The sequence below is a fragment of the Mesorhizobium sp. M7A.F.Ca.US.002.01.1.1 genome (assembly GCF_004022955.1).
Taxonomy (GTDB): Bacteria; Pseudomonadota; Alphaproteobacteria; order Rhizobiales; family Rhizobiaceae; genus Mesorhizobium; species Mesorhizobium ciceri.
In genome coordinates, this window is sequence record NZ_RZQE01000014.1 from 14,553 (window position 1) to 37,434 (window position 22,882).

Below are 22,882 nucleotides of genomic sequence, written 5' to 3' on the forward strand. Positions count from 1 at the left end.
TATCTCAACCATGCTCATCGGCGCACAGCGCATGATCCGACAGCGCGCGGATGACGTAGCAATCGCCGACCGTCTGGCCATTGCAGCACGTGGCGATGCGTTCGAGCTCGGCCTCGAGCCGCTTCAACTGGGCAATCTTTTCCCGCACCGAGATCAGTTGCTCCTCGGCGATCTTGTCGGCGTGGCCGCAGGGTTGCTCGGGGTGGCCGCTCAAATCGATCAGAGAGCGGATGTCCTCGACGGCGAAACCGAGATCGCGGGCGTGGCGGATGAAGGCCAACCGCTCCAGCTCCTGCCTGGAATAGCGGCGCTGGTTGCCTTCCGAGCGCTCGGGTGCGGCAACAAGGCCCATCTGCTCGTAGTAGCGGATGGTCGGCACCTTGACCCCGGTGCGGCGCGAGAGATCACCGATCGAAAACATGAATTGCCTCTTGAAGCTCTAGTGACTAGAGCAATTACAGTGCCTGACATCAGCGTTCAAGACCCATGCGGCGACGCCGCGCGGGCAAGACAGACAGGTGATGTGATGACGGCGCCCCTCGACCAGGTAAAAATCAGGCAGACGCGGTTCAAGATCGGCGGCATGGATTGCGCCTCTTGCGCAACCAAGATCGATACGGCGGTGCGTCGCCTAGACGGCGTCGCCGATGTCTCGGTTTCGGTGACCGGTGCCAGCATGACGGTCAGCCATGGCGGCGCGTTGCCGGAAGACAGGGTGCTGCAGCAGGTTGCTCGGCTCGGCTACGGCATCGTCAGGGCCGAGGCACATGTATCGCCGATGTCAAACAAGGCGCACGCCGATCACGTCCACAATGACCATGAAGGCCACGATCATGCGAGCCACGATCCCGATCCCGATCATGGCCATTCCGAGACGGGGCAGGCGTGGTGGCGTTCCCGCCGGGCGGTGCTGACGCTCGCCTGCGCGGCAGCGCTTCTCGCCGCATACGGCATCGGCCATCTGTTCCCGGTGGCGGAACGCGGGGTGTTCCTGGCCGCGCTGTTGGTCGGCCTGGTGCCGATCGCACGGCGCGCGCTGATGGCCGCATTGGCCGGCACGCCGTTTTCGATCGAGATGCTGATGACCATCGCGGCGATAGGCGCCGTGATGATCGGTGCCACTGAAGAGGCCGCCGCCGTGGTGGTGCTCTTCCTGATCGGCGAGCTTCTGGAGGGTGTCGCCGCCGGCCGGGCGCGGGCGAGCATCCAGGGACTTGCCGATCTGGTGCCGAAGACGGCCTTGGTCGAGCGCGCAGGCGGCACATCGGAGTGTCCCGCCGAAGACCTTGCGGTCGGCGATATCATCCTGGTGCGGCCGGGCGACCGCATCCCGGCCGATGGCGAGATCATCGAGGGCGCGAGCGAAATCGACGAGGCGCCGGTGACCGGCGAGAGCACGCCGAAGCGCAAGGGCGTTGCGGACGCCGTCTTTGCCAGCACGATCAGCATCGATGGCGTGCTCAAGGTGCGGGTGACGGCGGCCGCTTCCGACAACACCATCGCCCGAATCGTGCGGCTGGTGGAGGAGGCGCAGGAGGCCAAGGCGCCGACAGAGCGCTTCATCGATCGCTTCTCGCGCACCTACACGCCGGCGGTGCTGGCGGTCGGTGCGCTGGTGGCATTGTTGCCGCCGCTGCTTGCCGGCGGCGACTGGAACGAATGGATCTACAAGGGCCTGGCGATCCTGCTGATCGGCTGCCCCTGCGCGCTGGTCATCTCGACCCCGGCGGCGATCGCCGCGGGCCTTGCGACCGGTGCGCGGCGTGGCCTGTTGATGAAAGGCGGTGCGGTGCTGGAAGGCTTTCGCCGGATCACGGCGGTCGCCTTCGACAAGACCGGCACGCTGACCGCAGGCAAGCCTGCCGTCACCGACATCGTGGCGTATGGAAGGGATGAACGCACCGTGCTGGCGCTGGCGGCAGCACTGGAGCAGGGCTCCAGCCATCCGTTGGCGATGGCGATCCTGGACCGGGCCAAGGCCGACAAGGCGCCGGTGCCGCCGGCTCTCGCGGCGAAGGCAATCTCGGGCAAGGGTGTCGAGGGCAGCGTTGGCGGCGTCGCCGTCTTCCTCGGCTCCGGCCAGGCGGCGGGCGAACGCGCCGACATGACGCAAGCGCAGCGCCTCGCCGTCGACAGCCTCAACGGCCAGGGCAAGACGGTGTCAGTGCTGGTCGCCGATGGCGTGGTGGCCGGGCTGATTGCCATGCGCGACGAGCCGCGGCCGGATGCTGCGGCCGGGATCGCGGCGCTGAAGGCCGAGAGCATCCGCGCGGTGATGCTGACCGGCGACAACCGCCGCACGGCGCAAGCCATCGCCGCTTCGCTCGGCATCGAGGCGCGGGCGGACCTGTTGCCCCAGGACAAGCAGCGCATCGTCGGCGAATTGCAGCGCGAGGGTTTCAAGGTCGCCAAGGTCGGCGACGGCATCAACGACGCGCCGGCGCTCGCGGCCGCCGATATCGGCATTGCCATGGGCGGCGGCACCGACGTGGCGCTGGAGACCGCGGACGCGGCGATCCTGCACGGCCGCGTCATGGACGTCGCGCGTATGGTGAAACTGTCGCGGGCGGTGATGGCCAATATCGGCCAGAACATCACCGTGGCGCTGGGGCTGAAGGCGGTGTTCCTGGTCACCACCATTTTGGGCATCACCGGCCTGTGGCCGGCGATCCTGGCCGATACCGGCGCGACCGTGCTGGTCACCGCCAACGCCATGCGCCTGCTGCGCTGGCGCGGGTGAAGTGTTTTTGGTTGATCGCGATCTTTTCGGAAAACCGGCGTCCACTTTTCCGGATCGTGATCTACTCGGCTGGGGCTGTCAGCGGCGGCGTGGCGTTGCTGCGCCCTTCCCAGACATAAGAGGCGAGCGCCACTGCCACGGCAACCAGCATGGCGATGGCGCCCAGCAGCGGCAGGCTGCGGTAGCCATAGCCGCTGTTCAGCATCGCGGCGCCCAACGAAGCGGCCAGCGCGATGCCGACATTGAAGCCGGAGGGAATGAGCGACGAGGCAAGGTTCGAGGCGTCCGCGGTCCAGGCCAGGATGCGGGTCTGGATCGGCGTGCCGATGGCGAAGTTGAGACCGCCCCAGATGACGATCGCCACAACCATCGGCAGGGGATAGGGGCTGACGGCATAGATGACGCCAAGCGTCACCGCCTGCAGGGCCAGCATGGTGATCAATGACGGCATCAGCTTCCAGTCGGAGAGCTTGCCGCCGAGGAAGACGCCAAGGGTTGCGCCGACGCCGTTGAGCAGCAGCACCCACGGCACCAGGTTCTCGTCGAGACCGGTGACTTCCAGCAGTGTCGGGGTGATGTAGGTGAACAGGCCGAACTGGCCGATCATCAGCATCAGCATCAGGATCAGCGATGTCCAGACCTGCTGGCGGGCCAGCACGCGGACCTCGCGGGCGAAGCCGGCGGGCTTGGCCGATGAGCCGGTGGTGCGCGGCAAAAGGGTTGCCATGGCAAGCGTTGCCGCGACACCCAGCGCGCACATCACCCAGAAAGTCGCACGCCAGCCCCAGATGTTGCCGATTGCGGTGCCGGCCGGCACGCCGATGACGTTGGAGACGGTGAGGCCGGACAGGATGACGGCGACAGCCATGCCGCGCTGGTCCTCGCGCACGAGACCGACGGCGACGACCATGGCGACGCCGAAATAGGCGCCATGCGCGACCGCCACGGCAATGCGCAACAGAAGCATCGAGGTGAAATCGGGCGCCAGCGCGCAAGCCGCCTGGCCAATGGTGAAGGCGATGGCGAGGCCGAGCAGCAAGGTCTTGCGCGACAATGACTTGGTGGCGAGCGCCAGCAGCGGGCCGCCGATGGCGATGCCGCCGGCATAGCCGGAGACGAGATAGCCGGCGGAGGGAACCGAGACGCCCAGGCCTTGCGCCACCTGCGGCAGCACGCCGGCAATGACGAATTCGGTGGTGCCGAAGGCAAAGGCGGCGATGAACAGGGCGATGAGCGGAAGCGACATGGAGAAGCCTTAGCTGGAAGCGCCTCAAACCACGGATGGGCTTTGCGGGCAATCCAGAAATTTTTGTCGCGAGTTTAGGTTTTCTTGAATTGGATGCGAGCAGCCGCTTCCCTTCTCCCCAGGGGAGAAGGGAAAGTGGCGCTTCTCAGCTCGCCTTCAACCGCGACCCCGTCAGCAGGCCGCGCTCTTCAAGCACCGGATAGGCCATCGAGGCCAGCAGCGAATTGATCTGTTTCAGGTCGCGGATGGTGTCGAGATGGATCGAGCTGGTTTCGACGCTCTTGGCGGTGCCGTCGCGCAGCCGCACGAAATGGCTGGCGCTGGTTTCCTTTTCGCGGTCGCGCAGCCGGTCCTTTTCCAGCACCAGCTGACGGGCGGTCTCGGGATCGCGCGACACCAGAACGTTGAAGGCAAGCCGCGCATTGGCCAGAACCGAGCCATGGAAGGCGCACAACTCGGCCCAGCCCTCGTCGGTGAATTCCAGTCCGCGCTCGAACTTCTTCTTCACATGCACCAGCATGTTGCGCACGATGATGTCGCCGACCTGCTCGAGCTTGACGCAGGCGCCGATCAGTTCCTGGCAGCGCAGCGCCTCGTCCTCGGTCAGCGGGTTCCTGGTCAGTTTGGCGAGGTAGAGCTTGATCGCGGCGTGCTTGCGGTCGACGCGGTCGTCGAGTGCGGCCAGCGCCTTGATCTTGTCGGCGTCGGCACTTTCATAGAGTTCGATGATACGCTTGAGCATGATCTCGATCGTCTCGCAGACCCGCACCACCTCGCGGGTGGCATTGGCCAGCGCCTGGCTCGGCACGTCGAGCGCGCTTTCGTTGAGCGCGGACAGCTCGACGACGTCAAGCGAGGCGGCCGGCACGGGCTTGGTGCCAAGTGCGACGATCTTCTCCGAAGCGCGGTAGACGAAGCCTGCCAGCGGCAGGCCGGCGAGCAGGATCAGCACATTGAACAGGATGTGGGCATTGACGATCTGGTCCGCCGCCGTCGAACCGAGAAAGGCGAAGTGCGGCCTGAAGATCATGACCAGGATCAGCATGACCAGCGAGCCAAGCCCGCGCATCAGGAGATTGCCGATCGGCACGACGCGCACTTCGGGGCTCGACGAGCGGGTCAGCATCGGCGCGATGATCGAGGAGCCGAGGTTGACGCCAAGGATGAGAACGACGCCAAGTTCGGGCGTGATCAGGCCACGGCCTGCCAGCGTCGCCATCAACAGCACCGCCGCGATGCTCGACTGGAACAGCCAGGTGATCAGTGCCGCCAGCAGATAGGCGGTGATGGAATCGGTCGAGAAGTAGTTGATGATGACCGGCATGAGCTGGCTGTTGCGCAGGGGCTCCGATGCCTGGCCGATCATCTCCAGCGACAGGATCAGAAGGCCGATGCCGACCAGGATGCGGCCGGACTGGCGCCAGTCGCGCCGCTCGGTGGCCATGAACATGACCGTGCCGGTGATCAGGCACAGCGGCACCAGCAAGGTGAGGTCGAAGGTCAGCAGCTTGACCACCAGCGCCGAGCCGATCTCGGCGCCGCGCACCGCCAATTGGCCCGCGGCGCCAGAGACGATGCCAGAGCCGGCGAAGGAGCCGACCAGCAGCGTGACGGCGGTGGAGCTCTGCAGGGCGATGGCAAGGCCGGTGCCGGCCAGCACCGCCATGATCGGATTGCGCATGGTGGCGCGGAGGCGATGGCGCAGCACGTCGCCATAGGCGCGTTCAACGCCGGTCTTCACCATGCGGGTGGCAAACAGCATCAGCGCCACGGCGCCGGCCAGATGCAGAAGGACGACGGACCCGCTCATTTCGTCCCCCGCATGCAAACAGGGCGCCCGCCCTGTTTTGCGTGGCGATCAGAAGGAAAAACGAGGGAACGAATCATGTTCATGGCGGTGACTTATAATAGCTCGAATATTTTAGCCGGATAATAAAATCTTGTCGATTTCAAGGGCCGTTGCCGCGCGACAGGCGGTGTCGGAAAATGGACGGACGCGCAAATGGTTGCATTGCTGGGCGGGCGCGAAGCGGCGGATAGGCCGAGTTTGCGGTGCGACTGGCTCCTGCCTTTGCGATCATGTTCAGCTTCCTTGGGTAAATCAAGGAATCCATTACATAATTGTAATGCGTGCGTTCAGTTTCGGTTCATCGATGGGCAGCTACTGCTTCGATATCGACAACCAAGGAGACTTCTCATGAAACGCATCGTCCTTTCCGCACTCGCTTTCTCGATGCTGGCCGCCACGTCGCTCACCGGCCAGGCCGCACCGCTGAATGCGCCGAACGCGCCGCAGTCGAACTACAGCCAGGTCGACTGGCAGAAGCCCGGCCACCACAGCGATGTGAGGAAGCGCGTTTACAAGAAGAAGGTCGTCGTCGTGAAGCGCAACAACTGGCGGCATGGCCAGAAATATTCCGGCTGGAAGCGCCATCAGCCGATCCGCGACTATGGCCGCTACGGCCTGCATCGCCCCGGCCGCGGCCAGGAATGGATCCGCGTCGGCAACGACTATGTGCTGGTCGGCATCCTCTCCGGCGTCATCTTCGGCGCGCTTGCCGCGCATTAATCGGCACCTTGCCGGACATTGAAAAGGGAGGCGGCCCGCTACGGCCGCCTTTCTTTTTGCCTGTGGAAACCGGGTATGGCCCGCATTAAGGGTCGTCGGATTTCGCGGGCGTGATTATATAATCGGGAAACGAGTTCCCCGATGCGCTTTCCACCCGCCTTCCTCGACGAGATACGCGACCGCGTGCCGATTTCATCGGTGATCGGCCAGCGCGTCGCGTGGGACCGCAAGAAGACCAACGCACCGCGCGGCGACTATTGGGCCTGCTGCCCGTTCCATGGCGAGAAGAGCCCTTCCTTCCACTGCGAGGACAAGAAGGGCCGCTACCATTGTTTCGGCTGTTCGGTCTCGGGCGATCATTTCAAGTTCCTCACCGAACTGGACGGGATGAGCTTTCCCGAAGCTGTGGAAAAGATCGCCGACATGGCCGGGGTGCCGATGCCGGTCCGCGATGCGCAGGAGGAGCGGCGCGAAAAGGAACGCGCCAGCCTGACCGACGTCATGGAGATGGCGACCGCCTTCTTCCAGGAACGGCTGCAGGGACCGGAAGGCGCCAAGGCGCGTGCCTATCTGCGCGACCGCGGCCTGACGCCGGCGACGCAGCAATCGTTCCGGCTTGGTTTTGCGCCCGACAGCCGCAATGCGCTGAAGGAGCATCTCGCCGCCAGGGGCGTGCCGAAAGCCGATATCGAGGCCTGCGGACTGGTGCGCCACGGCGACGACATCCCGGTTTCCTATGACTGGTTCCGCGACCGCATCATGTTTCCGATCCCGGATTCCAGGGGGAAGATCATCGCCTTTGGCGGCCGCGCGCTGCAGCCCGATGCGCTGGCCAAATACATGAACTCGCCCGACACCGAGCTCTTCCACAAGGGCAACGTGCTTTATAATTTCGCCCGCGCCCGCAAGGCCTTGGCCAAGGGCGGCACGGTCATCGCCGTCGAAGGCTATATGGATGTCATCGCGCTGGCACAGGCCGGCTTCGAGAATGTCGTGGCGCCGCTCGGCACCGCGCTTACCGAGAACCAGCTCGAGCTGCTGTGGCGCATGGCGCCGGAGCCGATGTTGTGCTTCGACGGCGACAAGGCCGGGTTGAAGGCCGCGTGGCGGGCCGCCGACATGGCGCTGCCGTCGGTGCAGGCCGGCCGCTCGGCGCGTTTCGCGCTGCTGCCGGAAGGCAAGGATCCCGACGATCTGGTCAAGGCCGAAGGACCGGATGCGTTTCGTAGCGTTCTGGCCGAGGCGCGGCCGCTGGTCGATCTTTTATGGATGCGTGAGACGGCGGGCGGCGTCTTCGACACGCCGGAGCGGCGGGCCGAGCTTGAGAAGACGCTGCGCGAACTGACCAGCCGCATCCGCGATGAAAGTCTCCGCTACCATTATCAACAGGAGATGCGCGAGCGCGTGTTGAGCTTCTTCGGCTCGCAGCGCGGCACCAGGCAAAGCGGCCGCCAGGATGGGCGCCCGGGCCAGGGCAAGGCAGCCGCTCCCGGCGGGCAGTTCGCCAAGAGCGGTGGCGGCCGCATTGCGATCACCGAAAGTCTCGGCCAGTCGGCTTTGGTCAAACGCGGCGGCGAGGGGATGTCGGTGCGCGAGGCGACGATCATCGTCGCATTGGTCAACCATCCGGCACTGATCGACGAGAATTTCGCCCATATCGAGTTTCTCGATCTCGCCAACTCCGATCTGAGGCGGCTGCATGCGGCAATCCTCGATGCAATGGCGCATGACATGGCCAATGACCGGCAGGCGGTGATTGCGACGATCGAACGCGCCGGCTGCGCCGAGATCTGGGAGCGGGCCGTCGGGTTGATCCGGCGGATGCGGCAATGGCCGGCGCTGGAGACCGCCGCCCTTGAAGATGCCCGCGATGCTTTCAGCCAGGCGCTGCACTTGCAGCGCAGCGCGCGCACCTTACATAAGGAACTGAAACAGGCGGAAGCGGCGCTCGCCACCGATCCCACAGACGAAAACTACCGGCACCTGATCGAAATTCAGGCGCAATTCCAGGATGTGCAAGCCACGGAAGCGCTGATCGAAGGGTTTGGCGTCTCCTCGGGCAGGGCAGGGCGAGCTTAGTTGGAAGCGAGTGAATTGAGAAAGCGTCGTTGCGCGTCGAAATGGCGCGTAACGGGCTAAGTCGGGTAATTGATTCGCTTTTTTCATGCGAATCATGCGAGAGGCGCTTGACCTTCTGGCAGATTGGCGGAATCAGGACGATTCGAAACGTTAACCCGAACCCGCGTCGACGGGAAATAAGCGATGTGAGGTACTGGTCACTGGACAGGCAGCCCGCCTGCCACAGATATCAGGGTTAATCTGGACTTAATGGATGTCGCCCAAAAAGGGGAAACCCGGTTTTGGGGCAACGACATACACCAAACGAAACGAGTTGATGCAGTTACTGGCCCGGTGAAGCGCGTTTCATAAGCGAGCGCATCCGATTTGACTGGTCCGACAGCTTACGCGGCTTTGAAGTTCGGCCGCTAGGAGAAGATAAAGACTATGGCGACAAAGGAAAAGGAAGAGGTCGAAACCGAACGCGAAGGCGCCACCGATGGCCCTCTGCTCGACCTTTCCGATGATGCTGTCAAGAAGATGATCAAGGCCGCCAAGAAGCGCGGCTATGTCACCATGGACGAGCTGAATTCGGTGCTGCCCTCAGAGGAAGTGACCTCCGAGCAGATCGAGGACACGATGGCGATGCTGTCCGACATGGGCATCAACGTGGTCGAGGACGACGAGCAGGGCGAGGAGCCCGAGGCCGCCGACACCGCGGCCGATGCCGAGGAAGACGCCAACGAGCTGGCTGAGCAGACCGGCACCGCGGTTGCCGCCACCACCACCAAGAAAGAACCGACCGATCGCACCGACGATCCGGTGCGCATGTATCTGCGCGAGATGGGCTCGGTGGAGCTTTTGTCGCGCGAGGGCGAAATTGCCATCGCCAAACGCATCGAGGCCGGTCGCGAGACGATGATCGCGGGTCTGTGCGAAAGCCCGCTGACCTTCCAGGCCATCATCATCTGGCGCGACGAACTCAACGAATCCAAGATCCTGCTGCGTGAGATCATCGATCTCGAAGCCACCTATGCCGGCCCCGAGGCCAAGCAGGCGCCGGTGGTCGAGCGCGTCGAGGAAGCCAAGGTCGAGGACAAGCCGCGCCGTTCGCGCGACGACGAAGACGACATCACCAATGTCGGCGCCGATACGCGTGGGCTGACGGATGACGACGACGAAGACGAGGACGAAGCAAGCCTGTCGCTGGCCGCGATGGAAGCGGAACTCCGCCCGCAGGTGATGGAGACGCTCGACGTTATCGCCGACACCTACAAAAAGCTGCGCAAGCTGCAGGATCAGCAGGTCGAGAACCGTCTGGCCGCGGCCGGCACGCTGTCGCCCAGCCAGGATCGCCGGCTGAAGGAGCTGAAGGACCAGCTGATCAAGGCGGTGAAGTCGCTGTCGCTCAACACGGCGCGCATCGAGGCGCTGGTCGAGCAGCTCTACGACATCAACAAGCGCCTGGTGCAGAACGAAGGCAAGCTGCTCAGGCTCGCCGAAAGCTACGGCGTGCGTCGCGAAGAGTTCCTGAAGGAATATCAGGGTTCCGAGCTCGACCCGAACTGGACGCGCTCGATCGGCAACCTGACCTCGCGCGGCTGGAAGGAATTCACCAAGAACGAGAAGGATGCGATCAAGGACCTGCGCGCCGAGATCCAGAACCTCGCCACCGAAACGGCGATCTCGATCCTGGAATTCCGCAAGATCGTCAACCAGGTGCAGAAGGGCGAGCGCGAAGCGGCGATCGCCAAGAAGGAAATGGTCGAGGCCAATCTGCGCCTCGTCATCTCAATCGCCAAGAAATACACCAATCGCGGCCTGCAGTTCCTCGACCTGATCCAGGAAGGCAATATCGGCCTGATGAAGGCGGTCGACAAATTCGAATACCGCCGTGGTTACAAGTTCTCGACCTACGCGACATGGTGGATCCGGCAGGCGATCACGCGTTCGATCGCCGATCAGGCGCGCACCATCCGCATTCCGGTGCACATGATCGAAACGATCAACAAGATCGTGCGCACCTCGCGCCAGATGCTGCACGAGATCGGCCGCGAGCCGACGCCGGAAGAACTGGCCGAAAAGCTTGCCATGCCGCTCGAAAAGGTACGCAAGGTCTTGAAGATCGCCAAGGAGCCGATCTCGCTCGAAACGCCGGTCGGCGACGAGGAGGATTCGCATCTGGGCGATTTCATCGAGGACAAGATGGCGATCCTGCCGATCGACGCGGCGATCCAGGCCAATCTGCGCGAGACCACCACGCGCGTGCTGGCCTCGCTGACGCCGCGCGAGGAGCGCGTGCTCAGAATGCGCTTCGGTATCGGCATGAACACCGACCACACGCTGGAAGAAGTCGGCCAGCAGTTCTCGGTTACCCGCGAGCGTATCCGCCAGATCGAAGCCAAGGCGCTGCGCAAGCTCAAGCACCCGAGCAGGTCGCGCAAGCTGCGCAGTTTCCTGGATAGCTGAGACTTACCGATGCAAAGAGTTCAAGGGCGCCGATGGCGCCCTTTTTTGTTTGTGGGGCGCACTCTTGCGGGCCGGGCCCTTCGGGAGGATAATTTCGCTGTCGGATGCATTTCTGGGCGATAACCCGGATGCCCGCCCCGGCGAAGCCGCCGTGCTCCGTGGCCCCGGAGGGAGGTGTGCCATGACAAGCTACATCGTGCTGATGAACTGGACGGAGCAGGGTGCCAGAAACGTGCGCGAGTCACCGAAGCGGCTCGACGCCGCCAGAAAGCAGCTGGGAGACATGGGCGGATCGTTCAAGGCGTTCTACCTGACCATGGGCGAATACGACATGGTGGCGATGGTCGAAGCGCCCGACGACGCGGTGCTGGCGCGCTTCTCGCTGATGCTGGCGGCAGCCGGCAATGTCAGGACGCGGACGCTGAAGGCCTTTCCCGAATTGGCCTACCGCGAGATCGTCACCTCGCTCGGATAGAGCCTGTAGCGGAAGGGCCGGACCGGCTGGCCCGATACATTCTCCTTCGCGCGAGCGACCGAGCGACGTCTTGACGGCGCCCGATCGTTCGTGGTCCTTCAAGTTTGCGCTACCAACCAAATGCCGGAACTATGCTGACCGTCTGGTACAATACGCGCTGCCCGGTCTGCGATGCCGGGATCAGCAGGCAGAAGCGGCGGCTGATCGAAGCGGTCAAGGCTGGGCGGATCGAGTTCCGAGACATCAATCTTGAACCGGCAGCGCTAGCCGGATTTGGCGCGTCGCTTGAGGATATCCGCCGCCGGCTGCACGCCACCGATGCCGAGGGCCGACTGCTGGTCGGCGCCGATGTCGCCATCGCGGTATGGAAGGTCACGCCGGGCGAGGGCTGGTTGGCGACGCTGTTCGGCAATCCGGTTGCCTTGCCGCTGACACGCTTTGCCTACGATCGCTTTGCCGATCTTCTCTATGCCTGGAACCGGCGCAAGGGGCGCTGGTAGCCGAATTTATCGGTGGCCGCCGTTCGCAACGAAGCGGCCGAGACTGGAAAATCGAGCCCGCTGGTGCTGCATTCAGATACATCGTAAGATATATCTTGACTCCATCGATTGACTTGCCTAATTAAGATATATCGTACGATACAACTCAAGGAGCAATCAATGCACAAACACAATCATTTCGGGCGCGGTCATTTCGGCGAGCGCATGTTCATGCACATGGCCGGCAAATTCGGTGGCAGAGGGGGCGGCGGCTTTGGCCCGTTCGGCCACGGCGGCCGTGGTGGCGGGCGCGGCGGTCCGGGCGACATGTTCCGCGCCGGACGCATGCTGGCCGACGGCGACCTCAAGCTGATCACGCTGTCGCTGCTGGCCGAAGCGCCGCGTCACGGCTACGACATCATCAAGGCCCTGGAAGAGCGCACCAGCGGCATCTACAGCCCGAGCCCGGGCGTGGTCTACCCGACGCTGACCTTCCTGGAAGAGGCCGGCTATGCCGCCTCCGCCGCCGACGGCAACAAGAAGGTGTTTTCGATCACCGAGGCGGGCCAGGCGCATCTCGCCGACAACCGCGAGATGATCGACGGCGTGCTCGACCATCTCGAGCGCTTCGGCCGCAAAATGGCCAAGGCGCGCGACTGGTTCGGCTGGAACGACGAGAGCGAAGAGGGCGGGCGTCGTGGCGGCCGCGGGGATCGTTCGGAAGCGCGCGACGAATTCCGCGCAGTCCGTCACCGGCTGCGCGCGGCTCTGGGCGACTTCGTCGACGCCCCGGCCGACAAGCAGGCCGAGGCCATCGCCATCCTCGAAGCCGCCGCCGAGGCGCTGGAAGCGCTGTCGCACAAGTAAGCTCGTCCAGCCGACCGGACGCAGCCCTTGCCCGCTGGCCCAAGGACCGATAGTGAAATTCATCCCGCGTCACTCTACATGGTGCGGGATGAATGCTGTTGGAGGAAGTCCGATGTCTTTTCTGAAGCGTCTTTTCGGCGGTGGCGGCGGCGGAACCCAGACGGCTGAGCCGACGAGTGCAGCGCCAGCCAAGCAGGTCGAGCACAAGGGCTTTCTGATCAGCGCCACGCCGTACAAGGCCGATGGCCAGTACCAGACCTGCGGCGTCGTCTCCAAGGAGATCGACGGCGTGGTGAAGGAACACAAATTCATCCGCGCCGACCGCTTTGCCGGGCTCGATGACGCCGTCGACATCTCGATCAAGAAGGGCATCCAACTGGTCGACGAGCAGGGCGATCGGGTTTTTGGATAGGCAGGACCGGTCGAGGCGAAATCTTCGGCATCTCGCAATGAGCCCAACCGATCAGCGTGAAGATGCTGTCAAGCGTGTTAGGAACGCCAAACAAGGCCGGGTCTCCGCAATGCCATCAAAGCCGGCTCACTCTATAGGCCGCCTTGCTATGGCAGTAAATGCATGAGTTCGTCCGGCATTGTGGTAACCGCCGGCACCGGAGTAGCCGCCGGCGTGGGATCGGCCGGATCGGCAACATTCGTTCCACCGATGACGTAGCCCGGTTCTTCCGAGTACGAGTAGACTTTCGTTATGATGCCTGATTTGAGCGCTTCAGCGTCCCAGACGTTATAAAGGCCCTGCGGCGTTGCCAGCCCCATCATGGCGAACACATCGGCGCTGTTGACGCCCATTTCGTCGAAATAGTCGGACAGCAACTGCTTCAGCGCCGGATCAGGCACCGTCGAAATCTCATCAAGGCTTCTTCTGCCGTTGTGCATTCGGGGTGTCTTCCGGCCGTTCGTTATCTGATGGACGGCGATCCGGGCATTGGCAGCTGCGGCGCGGACCTGGCCCCCAGCCAAGGCCCATGGGCAGGCCGAGAAACAGTACGCCCCACCAGAATGAACTTCCCCTTCCGACCAGCCGTTCCTGACCATCTTTTGCGGACAGCGTGGCACCAGCATCGGGCAGCCGTTCAACTGCGTCCTGCCTATCGCAGTTTCGAGGCCGGCGGCGCGGATCATGTGTCCCATTTCGAGCGCCGCATCCACGTTCCCGCCGCCAGACTGAAACACGACAGGAAGCCTTTCTCCCTTCAGTTTCCGCAGAAATTTCTCAAATTGCCTGGCGGTATCAGGTTTTATTATGCCCTCGGCAGATATCCATTGGACGCAGTTGACGTTGCAATCGCCGTTCCGAACCAGAATGAAGTTCATCGGCCATTCTTCGGGCGCTTTCTGCTTTGCGACGGCCGATGCAGTTGCAGTCAAGGCGACAAAGGCGATCAAGCAAAAGGTTACCAGCGGACCCAGGCGAGTTGTCACGTTGAAAAGCCCCACTTACCCACGAATAACTATTATCGCCTTAGGTCTGTCTGACACAACCTTCTTTAACTCTCCGCTCGACGACGCCGTCGACATCTCGATCAAGAAGGGCATCCAGTTGGTCGACGAGCAGGGCGATCGGATTTTTGGGTAAGGGCCGGACCATCGCCGAACCGAGCGCCGCCCGGGCCTTGCGCCACGATAGACCTATCGCTCAGGGGTTGACGTGCGACCACCAGCGGGTCAATTCGTCCTGGCGGGATCGATCGTCATCAGGCGTGCCCTTGCCTCGATCAGGTGCCTTTGCGCGGCTCTTATCCGGCTGCACAATGCCAGATTGAGGGCGACGCCACCTTCCTCATCCAGCAAGTCGTTCGCGCACTTCAAAGAGTGCTCAGCTCTCCTTATACGCAGTCTGGCTTTGGCCGCTTCCATGCTGTGAATTTCAATCATTGCGCCGCGTCCTTTGCGGTTCCGGTCCCTTCATGGACTAAACCGCTGGTAATCGCATTGGTTCCGGCCCAGGGAATATGCCCGCGGCTTCGGCTATTTCGTGGTGGTGTTGAATTCACGGTTTGCCGTGTAATCGATCACGAAGGTGCCCTCGGGAGCGCGAACGCCCTGCTTCACATTTGATATAGTCACCGTTGTGGTAAGTCCCTTCTCGTCGGTGAGGCTCCATCTGCGCAGATCGAGAGATTTACTGTCGAACACCATGGAGATGCTCGAATTGCCGAAGGTCGATCTGTCGGACAGCTTGACGGTAACTTGGGCGCCATCGTCCCTGATGCTTTTCACGCGATTGCCGGAGAAGTCGACCTTATTGTCGAGCAGCAGCTTAAGCGGCGTCTTCGAGAGAGCATAAAGCCGCGATGTCTTCAGCTTTCTGTTATAAACCACCAGGGATTTGCCATCTGCAATCACGCTGATCCCTGATTGGCCTGCATAGTTGAATCGGATCTTGCCGGGGCGTTGTAGAAAAAACCTGCCACGGGTCCTCTCCGCATTTGGACCCGACTGGACGAAGTCCCCGGACATGGACTTTACCGATGAGAGGTGATCGGCAATCGTCTTGGCATCAACAGGCGCGGCGGAGATCGCGGCGGTGGATGCCGCATACATCGCGGCAGCGCTGGCAACGGCGAACCAGCAACCCAGCAGTACTTTGATCCGATAGCCCATCGCTTATCCCACCTCCGGAGGAGGCGCGTGATCGAAAGAGATCACGCGCCTCCAGGTCAGTAACCCTCCGGGCATCGTGCAACGTAAACCCGGCCATACTGATCGCGATATCTGCACTGGCCGGCTTCGCTGGCGTGCCCGATGACGGCCCCGGCTATCGCGCCAACCGCACCGCCAACAACCGCCCCTTGCACAGGATCGCCGGCCACCGCGGCGCCTACCGCTGCGCCACCCAAGCCGCCGACGACAGCGCCTTGTTCGGTACGGGAGCACGCCGAGAGCGGAATGAGCAGGCTCAAAATGAGCAGCGTCTTTTTCATTGGTTCTCTCCTGGGCTACTATTAGCCAAAGCTTAAATGCTCAAGAAAGCTTTTCGATCCATCGTGGGTTGCCTGTCCTTCAAGCGCCGGGCCGTGGCGGACCCGTGTGCCCTCCGGCTCAAACGCCTGCAATCGCCAAAAGCCAGGCCAGGATATCGAGCAGCAGAAACAGCAGCGCAATCTGCAGCGCCACCCGCAGCCGCTGGATAATTCGCCAGTTGCCGGCCATGTCCGCCTTGATGCGAAGCGCAAGCGCGCGGCGCATGGCCGACATCGTCGTCGGCCTGTCGCCGTCGACATATTGATCAAGCAACTCTTCGGGATCGAAGCGGAATGTGTATTGGTGGTAGGGCCAAAGCATGAAGACGATCAGCCCGCCAATGCCGAACAGCAGGGCCACCGCAATCCAGTCCCAAGGCCCAAGCCCGTTGGAAAGGGCCGCACCGCCAAGCAACGAGTTTGCGAAGGCGGTGGCGAAGACAAGGCTGCCGGCGCGGCTGCTCATGTTCTCCACAAGGGTTTGCTGTTGCGTGAGACCTCTCACTGCTTCCTGATAAATGAATGCGAGACGCGGATCGTCGTCGGCAACAGCGCTTGCGGCAATTCTGTTGCTTTCGCTTCCACTCGGATGTTCGACCATCAGGGTGTCCTCTCTGGCGTGGACTGGATGCGCGAGCTCAGTCGAGATCGCTTGGTGCAAACGTTGGCCGTAAACTGCCTCGCGCAAGGGGGAATCCGCAGTGAACCGAACGGGCCAGGCTGATTGCGCGCCTGGCCAGCAAGGTTTGGGAAATCGACCCGGACTACGCCGGCTGGAACTCCCTGCGCGGTAGCGGCGGAAACGCGATGGCGATGCCGACCGCGCCGAGCCCGATAAGAGCCGAGCCGATGAACAGCCAGGAATAGTTGGCGTAGGCGTCGAACACCATGCCGCCGGCAAGCGGGCCCAGCGCCATGCCGAGGCTGGACAGCATGGTGGCGGCGCCGAACACGGTGCCGAGGATGCGCTGGCCGAAATATTCGCGCGCCAGCACCGCATAGAGCGGCATGACGCCGCCATAGGTGGCACCGAAGATAACGGCCAGCATGTAGAACTGCTCAAGCCGGCTGATCGAGAGATAGGCGGCAATGACGATCGCCTGGATCGCCAGGCCCGCGATCAGCACCGGCTTGACGCCCAGCCGGTCGGCCAGCACGCCGTAGAAGAGCCGGCCGCCGAGGCCTGCCAGGCCTTCGACACTGTAGATCGAGACCGCTGCCATGGGGGCGACGCCACACAGCATGGCATAGCTGACCATATGGAAGATCGGGCCGGAATGCGCCGCACAGCAGGCAAAGAAGGTCAGCCCCAGCACGATGAACTGCGGTGAGCGCAGCGCCTTGCCGACCGTCAGGCCGGCGCCTTCGGCAACCGGCGCGGAGCCGGTATCGGCCATGACGGGCTTCGGTGGTTGGCGCACCAGCAGCACCGCCGGCAACAGCAATAGCCAGGCGGTAATGCCGATGTCGAACATGGCGGTTCGCCAGTCATAGGCGGAGATCAGCCAGCGGGCGAAGGGCGAAATCGTCATCGGCGCCACGCCCATGCCTGCCGAGACCAGCGAGACGGCGAGGCTACGGTTGGTGTCGAACCAGCCTGTGGTCAGCGCGATCATCGGCGCGAAAAAGGCGCTTGCCGCGAGGCCGACCAGCACGCCATAGGTAATCTGGAAGCTCAGCAGCGAACCGGCCCGGCTGGCCAGCACCAGCGCCAGCCCGAGCAGAACCGCGCCGGTCATCACGACGATGCGGGCGCCAAAACGGTCCGATATCGCGCCCCAGGCGAAGCCGCCAAGGCCCATCACCAGGAAGTTGAGCGTCATGGCGCTCGAAATGCCGGCGCGCGACCAGTTGGTGTCGATCGCCATCGGCTCGAGAAAGATCGCCAGCGAAAACATCGTCCCGATGGCGACACAGGACATCAGCGCGCCAGCCGCGACGATGACCCAACGATAGGAAAAGCTCATTCAAATCTCCCATGCCAGAGGGCAGCGCTGCGCGCTGCTTGCACCCGAAGGACGCCGACACCGGGTTCGATCCTACAATCCGGTTGCATTTTTTATCCAGTCTGAAAGAGCACTGTTTCAGCCGGCCGGATCGCTTTGGACAACAGGACAGCCCGCTTTCATCCCGTCCCAAAACTCCGCCCATGCGAAGGGACGCAGTCATCGATACTGCAAACTGCCAGTCAGCCTGATAGTCTCCGAAGGTACGGAGGCGACATGAAGCATTGGGAAGTTGACGACCTGGGGGACGAGGCGATCTGCGCAAGTTGCGTCAGCGAGGTTTATCTTCGCGCTGAGATCGAAAAGCATGGCACAGATCGGGTATGTCGTTACTGCAACGAGGAGGGTAAGTCCTTCACGCTTGATGAGGTTGCAGAGTCGGTCGAGCGGGCATTCGACAGCCACTATTCAAGGACCCCCAGCGAGCCCAGCGGATACGAGCGGGCTATGCACAATGATCCCGAAAGCACCTACGACTGGGAGCCTAGAGGAGAATCGACTGTGTATGCCATCATGAACGCGGCGAACATCTCCGAGGCAGCGGCGACCGATATTCAATCCATCCTCGCAGACAAGCACAGCGATTTCGATGCGGCCGCTATGGGGGAAGAGACTGCGTTTGCGGACGACCTGCATTATGAAGAGATTATGCCGGGCGATGAGGAGTGGCAGGCAAGCTGGCGCTCATTCGAGAAGAGCATAAAAACCGAAGCACGCTTTTTCAGCCGAACCGGAGCTACCCAGCTTGCGGAACTGTTCGACCACATTGATGAAATGCGGACGCGTGACGGCAAACCGCTGATTGAAGAGGCAGGACCGGGAACGCAATTCACGCATCTTTATCGGGCACGTGCCTTCCAGTCTGATGCCAAGCTAGTCAGGGCCTTGGAACGTCCTGACTTGGAGCTCGCCGCGCCGCCTCCAGGTGTTGCCACCGCAGGCCGTATGAATGCCAAGGGGATATCGACTTTTTATGGTGCGACCGATCCCGAAATCGCTCTGGCCGAAGTGCGCCCGCCAGTCGGCAGTCAGGTTGCTATTTCCCGCTTCGCCATTGTCCGTCCGCTGAAACTACTCAATCTCAACGCGCTCAAATATGTGCATGAGAATGGCAGTGTGTTTGATCCGCAATATGCATATCGCTTGGGGCGCATGATGTTCCTTCGTTCGTTGTCTGCGAGAATGGCGCGACCCGTTATGCCGGATGATCAGGATTCTGAATACTTGCCAACACAGGCGATCGCCGACTATCTCGCGACCGAAGGCAAGGTGCCACTCGACGGCATTCTGTTCCCGTCGGTCCAGGCAGGCAGTGTGGGTCTGAATGCCGTGCTCTTTTACAAAGCCTCACGATGTGAGGCGATGGACATCCCGGTCGGCACAGAGATCGAAGCCAGTACTGCCCGCCAGTATGAAGAAGGTTGGGAGCGCGAATATACCGTTATCGAAAGAATACCGAAGCCGGAGCCAGATCAACCCAAAACCGATGGCCCTTATGATCCGTTGGATTTCGATTGGGTAGAGCCTCCGATAGGCGATCATCGCGAAACTACGCTTCGGATCGAGGCCGATTCCATAAAGGTTCACGCGGTTGAATCTGTCCGATTCAAAACCATAGAGCATGATGTCACACGCTATCGGTGGGCTAAGACCGAGCCGGATTTTTGACCTGCTGAAGCTGCTTCTTTCGGCAGTACAATTACAGTGGGCCGGTCGGTGCGGATGGTTCAGCAGAATCCAAACCAAGCATATCGAAAACCATTGCGGAAAACTTGAGGCTTTGCCCTAGCGCGCGCCAAGAGACCGCCGCGGGCGCCGGTCAGATCGGCAGTTCCGACGTGTATTTGATCGTCTGGCTGGGGACGTCGGTCTTGACGTTCTGCACGCCCTTGATGCGGCTCAGATGCTCCGACTGGAAGCGGCGGTAGTCGTCGATGCCGGCCGCCACCACGCGCACCATGGCGTCGCAATCGCCGAGCATCAGATAGCACTCCATCACCTGCGGCAGCTTGGCGACTTCGGTGGCGAAATGCTCGATCGTGTCTTCGTCCTGCGTCTTCAGCCAGATGCGGGTGAAGAAGGTCAGACCCTTGCCGATGCTGGCCGGGTTGAGCACGGCGACGTAGCGGTCGATGACACCGGCTTCCTCCAGCAGCTTCACGCGACGCAGGCAAGGCGATGGCGACAGCCCGACCTCATTGGCCAGATCATTGTTGGCCATGCGGCCGTCGCGCTGCAGCGCCCGCAGAATCCGCTTGTCGATCTCATCCAGCTTCATGGCTACAGATTCCATCTATTCGAAAATTTGTAACATAAAATGCCAGAATTCGACGAAATACAACAATCTCCGCAACCAAATTGCGGACCGATTTCGGTATGTTTGCTGCCGACATCAGTTGATTTCAAACGCAGGGAAGCGGCGGCCGCGAGGTCAGCCGATGAAGACACATGAGCATTTCACAGGCAGTCGAGACGGTGGCAGATGGTTCGAAATCCGAATTCCGCCGTGGCGTGGCGTCCTGCGCGCCGGTGCTGTTCGGCACCATCCCCTATGCGCTGGTGCTTGGCGCCCAGGCCACGCAGAAAGGCTTGAGCACGGTCGAACTGTCTGCCATGACAGGGCTGAACTTCGCCGGCGGTTCGGAGTTCGCGGCGATCCAGTTGTGGACGTCGCCGCCGCACATCGTGCTCATCGTCGCCATCACCTTCCTGGTCAACAGCCGTCACCTGCTGATGGGGGCGGCACTGGCGCCGTTCCTGCGCGACCTGCCACGGCGCAAGGTGTTTCCGGCGCTTTTCCTTATGTGCGATGAAAGCTGGGCGCTGGGCTTGGCCGATGCCAAACTGCGTGCTGCAGCCGGCATCACGCCGGCCTTCAGCCCGCGCTACTATATGGGCGCGGCGCTGGCGATGTATCTCACCTGGGTGGCCTTCACCACGCTGGGTGCCTTGCTCGGTCCGATGCTTGGCCATGTCGAGACCTATGGTTTTGACATGGCGTTCCCGGCTGTCTTCCTGGTGCTGATGCGCGGCATGTGGACGGGTATGGCGGCGGCGCGGCCCTGGCTGGTCAGCCTGGTCGTTGCAGCACTGGTCTATCTCTTCGTTCCCGGTGCCTGGTATGTCGCCGCCGGCGCCATGTCGGGTCTGGTCGCGGCCTGGCTGATGGCGGGTGATGCATGATCGATGCAACGACCCCTTTCACCATCGTGCTGATGGCCGGCGTCACTTACCTGACGCGGATCGGCGGCTATGTCGTCCTGCGCAACCGCACGCTGGGCGCCCGTGCCACGGCTGTGATGGAAGCTGCGCCCGGCTGCGTGCTGATCTCTGTCATCGCACCGGCCTTCGTATCGAAGTCCCCGGCGGATCTTCTGGCGCTGGCTGTTACTCTGGCAGCCGCCACGCGGTTTTCCATGCTGCCGACCGTGCTGATCGGGGTCAGCGCCGCTGGTCTGCTGAGGCACCTCATCGGCTAGAACGCAAAAGGCAGGCGCGAACGCCTGCCTTCGATGCGGACAAATCTCGGCTGTTTACGCGGCAGCCGCGACGTCCCGGCTGGCGGCCACAACGGCGTCGACCTTGGCGGTCGCCTTGGCAAGCGCTGCTGTCACCGCGTCAGGACCCATGCCGACGCCTTCGATGCGGATGACATCGACATCGGTCATGCCGAGGAAGCCGAGCACGCCACGCAGGTAGGGAATGGCGTGATCGAACTGCACGGCCGCACCTTCCGAATAGATGCCGCCGGAAGCCAGCACGATATAGACCTTCTTGCCGGTGACCAGACCCTTGGGGCCGTTCTCGCCATAGGCAAAGCTCTTGCCGGAGCGGGAGATGTGGTCGACCCATGACTTCAGGGTCGAGGAGATGTTGAAGTTGATGAAGCCGGTGGCCAGGATCACCGTGTCGGCGGCGAACAGCTCGTCGAGCACGACATCGGAGACGCCGACGACTTCAGCCTGGCGCGGGGTGCGCGCTTCGGCCGGGGTATAGATGCCCGTCGCATAGTCGGCATCGATGTGCGGCAACGGATTGGCGACGAGGTCGCGCACGACGAGCGTGTTCGACGGATCGGCGGCGACGAGCTTTTCGGCGAATTCGGTGGCGATGCGGGTCGAATGCGAGGCAGCGCCGCGCGGGCTCGAAGTGACAAGAAGAATGGACATTTTGGGCTCTCTCCAGCGGTTGGAATGATTTGTCCCGCCAGATATGGGGCTTTCGATCCATTCAATAAACTGCTATATTTTCTATACGATCCATCCATAAATTGGATATAACGATGCAACCCAACCCGACGCTCGATCAACTTCAGATCTTTGTGACAGTCGCCGAAGCCGGCAGCTTCTCGGCCGCCGGCCGCAAGCTCAACCGGGCACAGTCCGTCATCAGCTACGGCATCGCCAATCTCGAGGCGCAGCTTGGGCTGAAACTGTTCGAGCGCGAGGGCACGCGCGAGCCGCAATTGACGGAGATCGGCCGGGCGATGCTGGAGGACGCACGGCGCATGATCGGCGTGCTGCAGCGCATCCGCTCGCGCGTCGACGGCCACCACCAGGGGCTCGAGGCCGAGGTCGCGCTGTCGGTCGACGCGACGCTGCCGTCACCGGTGCTGGTTCGGGTGCTGAAGGCATTCGAGGCGCAGTTTCCGACCGTGATGCTGCGGCTGCACATCGGCACGCTCGGCCTGATCCCCGACCATGTCGTCAGCGGGCAGGCCGACCTTGGCATTGGCGGCCTGCTGGGCGATGTCGACGTGAACCTTGTGCGCATCGGCTTCATGTCGATCGTGCTGGCCGCCGCCCCCACCCACCCGCTGGCCTTGCTGCCGAAACCGGTGGCGATCGAGGATGCGCGCGAACACACCCAACTTGTCGTCACCGACCAGTCGGAGCGCACCAAGGGGCGCGACTTCGGCGTCTATGCCTACCGTACCTGGCGGCTCACGGATGTGCGCACCAAGCATATGCTGATGCGCGAGGGGCTGGGCTGGGG

General features: G+C 62.5%; 24 protein-coding genes. 13 read left to right on the forward strand and 11 right to left on the reverse strand.

Going from position 1 to position 22,882, the window contains the following annotated elements; all coding sequences use genetic code 11:
* Positions 1–4 precede the first annotated feature (4 nt).
* Positions 5–421: a helix-turn-helix domain-containing protein gene (locus EN932_RS03545; protein WP_013530143.1), complete on the reverse strand. Its 417-nt coding sequence runs from the start codon at positions 419–421 to the stop codon at positions 5–7.
* A 105-nt stretch (positions 422–526) separates the two neighbouring features.
* On the opposite strand from EN932_RS03545, the gene EN932_RS03550 reads away from it, so the two are divergent.
* Positions 527–2,740, forward strand: a complete 2,214-nt coding sequence (locus tag EN932_RS03550) for a heavy metal translocating P-type ATPase (RefSeq protein WP_128368718.1) — start codon at positions 527–529, stop codon at positions 2,738–2,740.
* 61 nt (positions 2,741–2,801) lie between these two features.
* Here EN932_RS03550 and EN932_RS03555 read toward each other — a convergent pair whose 3' ends face one another.
* Positions 2,802–3,986 carry an MFS transporter gene (locus EN932_RS03555; protein WP_127368189.1) on the reverse strand — a complete coding sequence of 395 codons (1,185 nt, stop codon included), beginning with the start codon at positions 3,984–3,986 and terminating at the stop codon, positions 2,802–2,804.
* A 145-nt stretch (positions 3,987–4,131) separates the two neighbouring features.
* The gene (locus EN932_RS03560) at positions 4,132–5,796 is read right to left on the reverse strand and encodes a Na/Pi cotransporter family protein (RefSeq protein WP_013530146.1); all 1,665 of its coding nucleotides are present in this window, start codon (positions 5,794–5,796) and stop codon (positions 4,132–4,134) included.
* Between the two features lie 387 nt (positions 5,797–6,183).
* On the opposite strand from EN932_RS03560, the gene EN932_RS03565 reads away from it, so the two are divergent.
* From EN932_RS03565 to EN932_RS03595, 7 genes are all read left to right on the forward strand, one after another.
* The gene (locus EN932_RS03565; RefSeq protein ID WP_013530147.1) at positions 6,184–6,555 is read left to right on the forward strand and encodes an RcnB family protein; all 372 of its coding nucleotides are present in this window, start codon (positions 6,184–6,186) and stop codon (positions 6,553–6,555) included.
* 141 nt (positions 6,556–6,696) lie between these two features.
* Positions 6,697–8,634: a DNA primase gene (gene dnaG, locus EN932_RS03570; RefSeq protein ID WP_063168778.1), complete on the forward strand. Its 1,938-nt coding sequence runs from the start codon at positions 6,697–6,699 to the stop codon at positions 8,632–8,634.
* 426 nt (positions 8,635–9,060) lie between these two features.
* Positions 9,061–11,082 carry an RNA polymerase sigma factor RpoD gene (rpoD, locus tag EN932_RS03575; RefSeq protein WP_013530149.1) on the forward strand — a complete coding sequence of 674 codons (2,022 nt, stop codon included), beginning with the start codon at positions 9,061–9,063 and terminating at the stop codon, positions 11,080–11,082.
* Between the two features lie 181 nt (positions 11,083–11,263).
* Positions 11,264–11,557, forward strand: coding sequence for a GYD domain-containing protein (locus EN932_RS03580; protein WP_063168777.1), 294 nt, complete (start codon positions 11,264–11,266; stop codon positions 11,555–11,557).
* 131 nt (positions 11,558–11,688) lie between these two features.
* Entirely contained in the window at positions 11,689–12,057 is a 369-nt protein-coding gene (locus EN932_RS03585; RefSeq protein ID WP_063168776.1) for a DCC1-like thiol-disulfide oxidoreductase family protein, read from the forward strand.
* Between the two features lie 159 nt (positions 12,058–12,216).
* Complete coding sequence (locus EN932_RS03590; protein WP_063168775.1) at positions 12,217–12,903, forward strand: PadR family transcriptional regulator; 687 nt, start codon at positions 12,217–12,219, stop codon at positions 12,901–12,903.
* A gap of 112 nt (positions 12,904–13,015) precedes the next feature.
* Positions 13,016–13,315, forward strand: coding sequence for an HlyU family transcriptional regulator (locus EN932_RS03595; RefSeq protein ID WP_024505488.1), 300 nt, complete (start codon positions 13,016–13,018; stop codon positions 13,313–13,315).
* Between the two features lie 146 nt (positions 13,316–13,461).
* Here the strand turns inward: EN932_RS03595 and EN932_RS03600 are convergent, their stop codons facing one another.
* Positions 13,462–14,232, reverse strand: a complete 771-nt coding sequence (locus tag EN932_RS03600; protein ID WP_127369554.1) for a hypothetical protein — start codon at positions 14,230–14,232, stop codon at positions 13,462–13,464.
* Here EN932_RS03600 and EN932_RS03605 point away from each other — a divergent pair.
* Positions 14,222–14,494: a hypothetical protein gene (locus EN932_RS03605; protein ID WP_127369555.1), complete on the forward strand. Its 273-nt coding sequence runs from the start codon at positions 14,222–14,224 to the stop codon at positions 14,492–14,494. The two genes, EN932_RS03600 and EN932_RS03605, sit on opposite strands and share 11 nt — an antisense overlap.
* A gap of 89 nt (positions 14,495–14,583) precedes the next feature.
* Here EN932_RS03605 and EN932_RS03610 read toward each other — a convergent pair whose 3' ends face one another.
* The 5 genes from EN932_RS03610 to EN932_RS03630 form a co-directional block, all read right to left on the reverse strand.
* Positions 14,584–14,793: a hypothetical protein gene (locus EN932_RS03610; RefSeq protein ID WP_013530154.1), complete on the reverse strand. Its 210-nt coding sequence runs from the start codon at positions 14,791–14,793 to the stop codon at positions 14,584–14,586.
* A 93-nt stretch (positions 14,794–14,886) separates the two neighbouring features.
* Positions 14,887–15,522, reverse strand: a complete 636-nt coding sequence (locus tag EN932_RS03615; RefSeq protein WP_127369556.1) for an outer membrane lipoprotein carrier protein LolA — start codon at positions 15,520–15,522, stop codon at positions 14,887–14,889.
* Positions 15,523–15,578: 56 nt separating this feature from the next.
* Positions 15,579–15,842: a glycine zipper domain-containing protein gene (locus EN932_RS03620; RefSeq protein ID WP_127369557.1), complete on the reverse strand. Its 264-nt coding sequence runs from the start codon at positions 15,840–15,842 to the stop codon at positions 15,579–15,581.
* A 118-nt stretch (positions 15,843–15,960) separates the two neighbouring features.
* Positions 15,961–16,347, reverse strand: coding sequence for a hypothetical protein (locus EN932_RS03625; protein ID WP_082826532.1), 387 nt, complete (start codon positions 16,345–16,347; stop codon positions 15,961–15,963).
* A gap of 298 nt (positions 16,348–16,645) precedes the next feature.
* Positions 16,646–17,848, reverse strand: coding sequence for an MFS transporter (locus EN932_RS03630; protein WP_127388318.1), 1,203 nt, complete (start codon positions 17,846–17,848; stop codon positions 16,646–16,648).
* 255 nt (positions 17,849–18,103) lie between these two features.
* On the opposite strand from EN932_RS03630, the gene EN932_RS03635 reads away from it, so the two are divergent.
* Positions 18,104–19,555, forward strand: a complete 1,452-nt coding sequence (locus tag EN932_RS03635; RefSeq protein ID WP_127369671.1) for an RES family NAD+ phosphorylase — start codon at positions 18,104–18,106, stop codon at positions 19,553–19,555.
* 151 nt (positions 19,556–19,706) lie between these two features.
* Here EN932_RS03635 and EN932_RS03640 read toward each other — a convergent pair whose 3' ends face one another.
* The gene (locus EN932_RS03640) at positions 19,707–20,165 is read right to left on the reverse strand and encodes an Lrp/AsnC family transcriptional regulator (protein ID WP_013530158.1); all 459 of its coding nucleotides are present in this window, start codon (positions 20,163–20,165) and stop codon (positions 19,707–19,709) included.
* 170 nt (positions 20,166–20,335) lie between these two features.
* Between EN932_RS03640 and EN932_RS03645 the strand changes: the two genes are divergently transcribed.
* Entirely contained in the window at positions 20,336–21,070 is a 735-nt protein-coding gene (locus tag EN932_RS03645; protein WP_013530159.1) for an AzlC family ABC transporter permease, read from the forward strand.
* Positions 21,067–21,366, forward strand: a complete 300-nt coding sequence (locus EN932_RS03650) for an AzlD family protein (protein WP_127369670.1) — start codon at positions 21,067–21,069, stop codon at positions 21,364–21,366. The genes EN932_RS03645 and EN932_RS03650 overlap by 4 nt, the downstream gene beginning before the upstream one ends.
* A gap of 54 nt (positions 21,367–21,420) precedes the next feature.
* Here the strand turns inward: EN932_RS03650 and EN932_RS03655 are convergent, their stop codons facing one another.
* Positions 21,421–22,056: an FMN-dependent NADH-azoreductase gene (locus EN932_RS03655; RefSeq protein ID WP_024505492.1), complete on the reverse strand. Its 636-nt coding sequence runs from the start codon at positions 22,054–22,056 to the stop codon at positions 21,421–21,423.
* Between the two features lie 113 nt (positions 22,057–22,169).
* Between EN932_RS03655 and EN932_RS03660 the strand changes: the two genes are divergently transcribed.
* Positions 22,170–22,882: LysR family transcriptional regulator (locus tag EN932_RS03660; protein WP_164890423.1), on the forward strand; the 713-nt coding region annotated here is incomplete at its 3' end.

Bases quoted from the DNA above. Each gene is read 5' to 3' on its own strand.
- EN932_RS03600 (WP_127369554.1), bottom strand. From the start codon at position 14,232: ATGAACTTCATTCTGGTTCGGAACGGCGATTGCAACGTCAACTGCGTC.
- EN932_RS03595 (WP_024505488.1), top strand. From the start codon at position 13,016: ATGTCTTTTCTGAAGCGTCTTTTCGGCGGTGGCGGCGGCGGAACCCAG.
- EN932_RS03555 (WP_127368189.1), bottom strand. From the start codon at position 3,986: ATGTCGCTTCCGCTCATCGCCCTGTTCATCGCCGCCTTTGCCTTCGGC.
- EN932_RS03620 (WP_127369557.1), bottom strand. From the start codon at position 15,842: ATGAAAAAGACGCTGCTCATTTTGAGCCTGCTCATTCCGCTCTCGGCG.
- EN932_RS03585 (WP_063168776.1), top strand. From the start codon at position 11,689: ATGCTGACCGTCTGGTACAATACGCGCTGCCCGGTCTGCGATGCCGGG.
- EN932_RS03645 (WP_013530159.1), top strand. From the start codon at position 20,336: ATGAGCATTTCACAGGCAGTCGAGACGGTGGCAGATGGTTCGAAATCC.
- EN932_RS03650 (WP_127369670.1), top strand. From the start codon at position 21,067: ATGATCGATGCAACGACCCCTTTCACCATCGTGCTGATGGCCGGCGTC.
- EN932_RS03545 (WP_013530143.1), bottom strand. From the start codon at position 421: ATGTTTTCGATCGGTGATCTCTCGCGCCGCACCGGGGTCAAGGTGCCG.
- EN932_RS03605 (WP_127369555.1), top strand. From the start codon at position 14,222: ATGAAGTTCATCGGCCATTCTTCGGGCGCTTTCTGCTTTGCGACGGCC.
- dnaG (WP_063168778.1), top strand. From the start codon at position 6,697: ATGCGCTTTCCACCCGCCTTCCTCGACGAGATACGCGACCGCGTGCCG.
- EN932_RS03655 (WP_024505492.1), bottom strand. From the start codon at position 22,056: ATGTCCATTCTTCTTGTCACTTCGAGCCCGCGCGGCGCTGCCTCGCAT.
- EN932_RS03635 (WP_127369671.1), top strand. From the start codon at position 18,104: ATGAAGCATTGGGAAGTTGACGACCTGGGGGACGAGGCGATCTGCGCA.
- EN932_RS03625 (WP_082826532.1), bottom strand. From the start codon at position 16,347: ATGAGCAGCCGCGCCGGCAGCCTTGTCTTCGCCACCGCCTTCGCAAAC.
- EN932_RS03615 (WP_127369556.1), bottom strand. From the start codon at position 15,522: ATGGGCTATCGGATCAAAGTACTGCTGGGTTGCTGGTTCGCCGTTGCC.
- EN932_RS03550 (WP_128368718.1), top strand. From the start codon at position 527: ATGACGGCGCCCCTCGACCAGGTAAAAATCAGGCAGACGCGGTTCAAG.
- EN932_RS03610 (WP_013530154.1), bottom strand. From the start codon at position 14,793: ATGATTGAAATTCACAGCATGGAAGCGGCCAAAGCCAGACTGCGTATA.
- EN932_RS03630 (WP_127388318.1), bottom strand. From the start codon at position 17,848: ATGAGCTTTTCCTATCGTTGGGTCATCGTCGCGGCTGGCGCGCTGATG.
- EN932_RS03590 (WP_063168775.1), top strand. From the start codon at position 12,217: ATGCACAAACACAATCATTTCGGGCGCGGTCATTTCGGCGAGCGCATG.
- EN932_RS03640 (WP_013530158.1), bottom strand. From the start codon at position 20,165: ATGAAGCTGGATGAGATCGACAAGCGGATTCTGCGGGCGCTGCAGCGC.
- EN932_RS03560 (WP_013530146.1), bottom strand. From the start codon at position 5,796: ATGAGCGGGTCCGTCGTCCTTCTGCATCTGGCCGGCGCCGTGGCGCTG.
- rpoD (WP_013530149.1), top strand. From the start codon at position 9,061: ATGGCGACAAAGGAAAAGGAAGAGGTCGAAACCGAACGCGAAGGCGCC.
- EN932_RS03580 (WP_063168777.1), top strand. From the start codon at position 11,264: ATGACAAGCTACATCGTGCTGATGAACTGGACGGAGCAGGGTGCCAGA.
- EN932_RS03565 (WP_013530147.1), top strand. From the start codon at position 6,184: ATGAAACGCATCGTCCTTTCCGCACTCGCTTTCTCGATGCTGGCCGCC.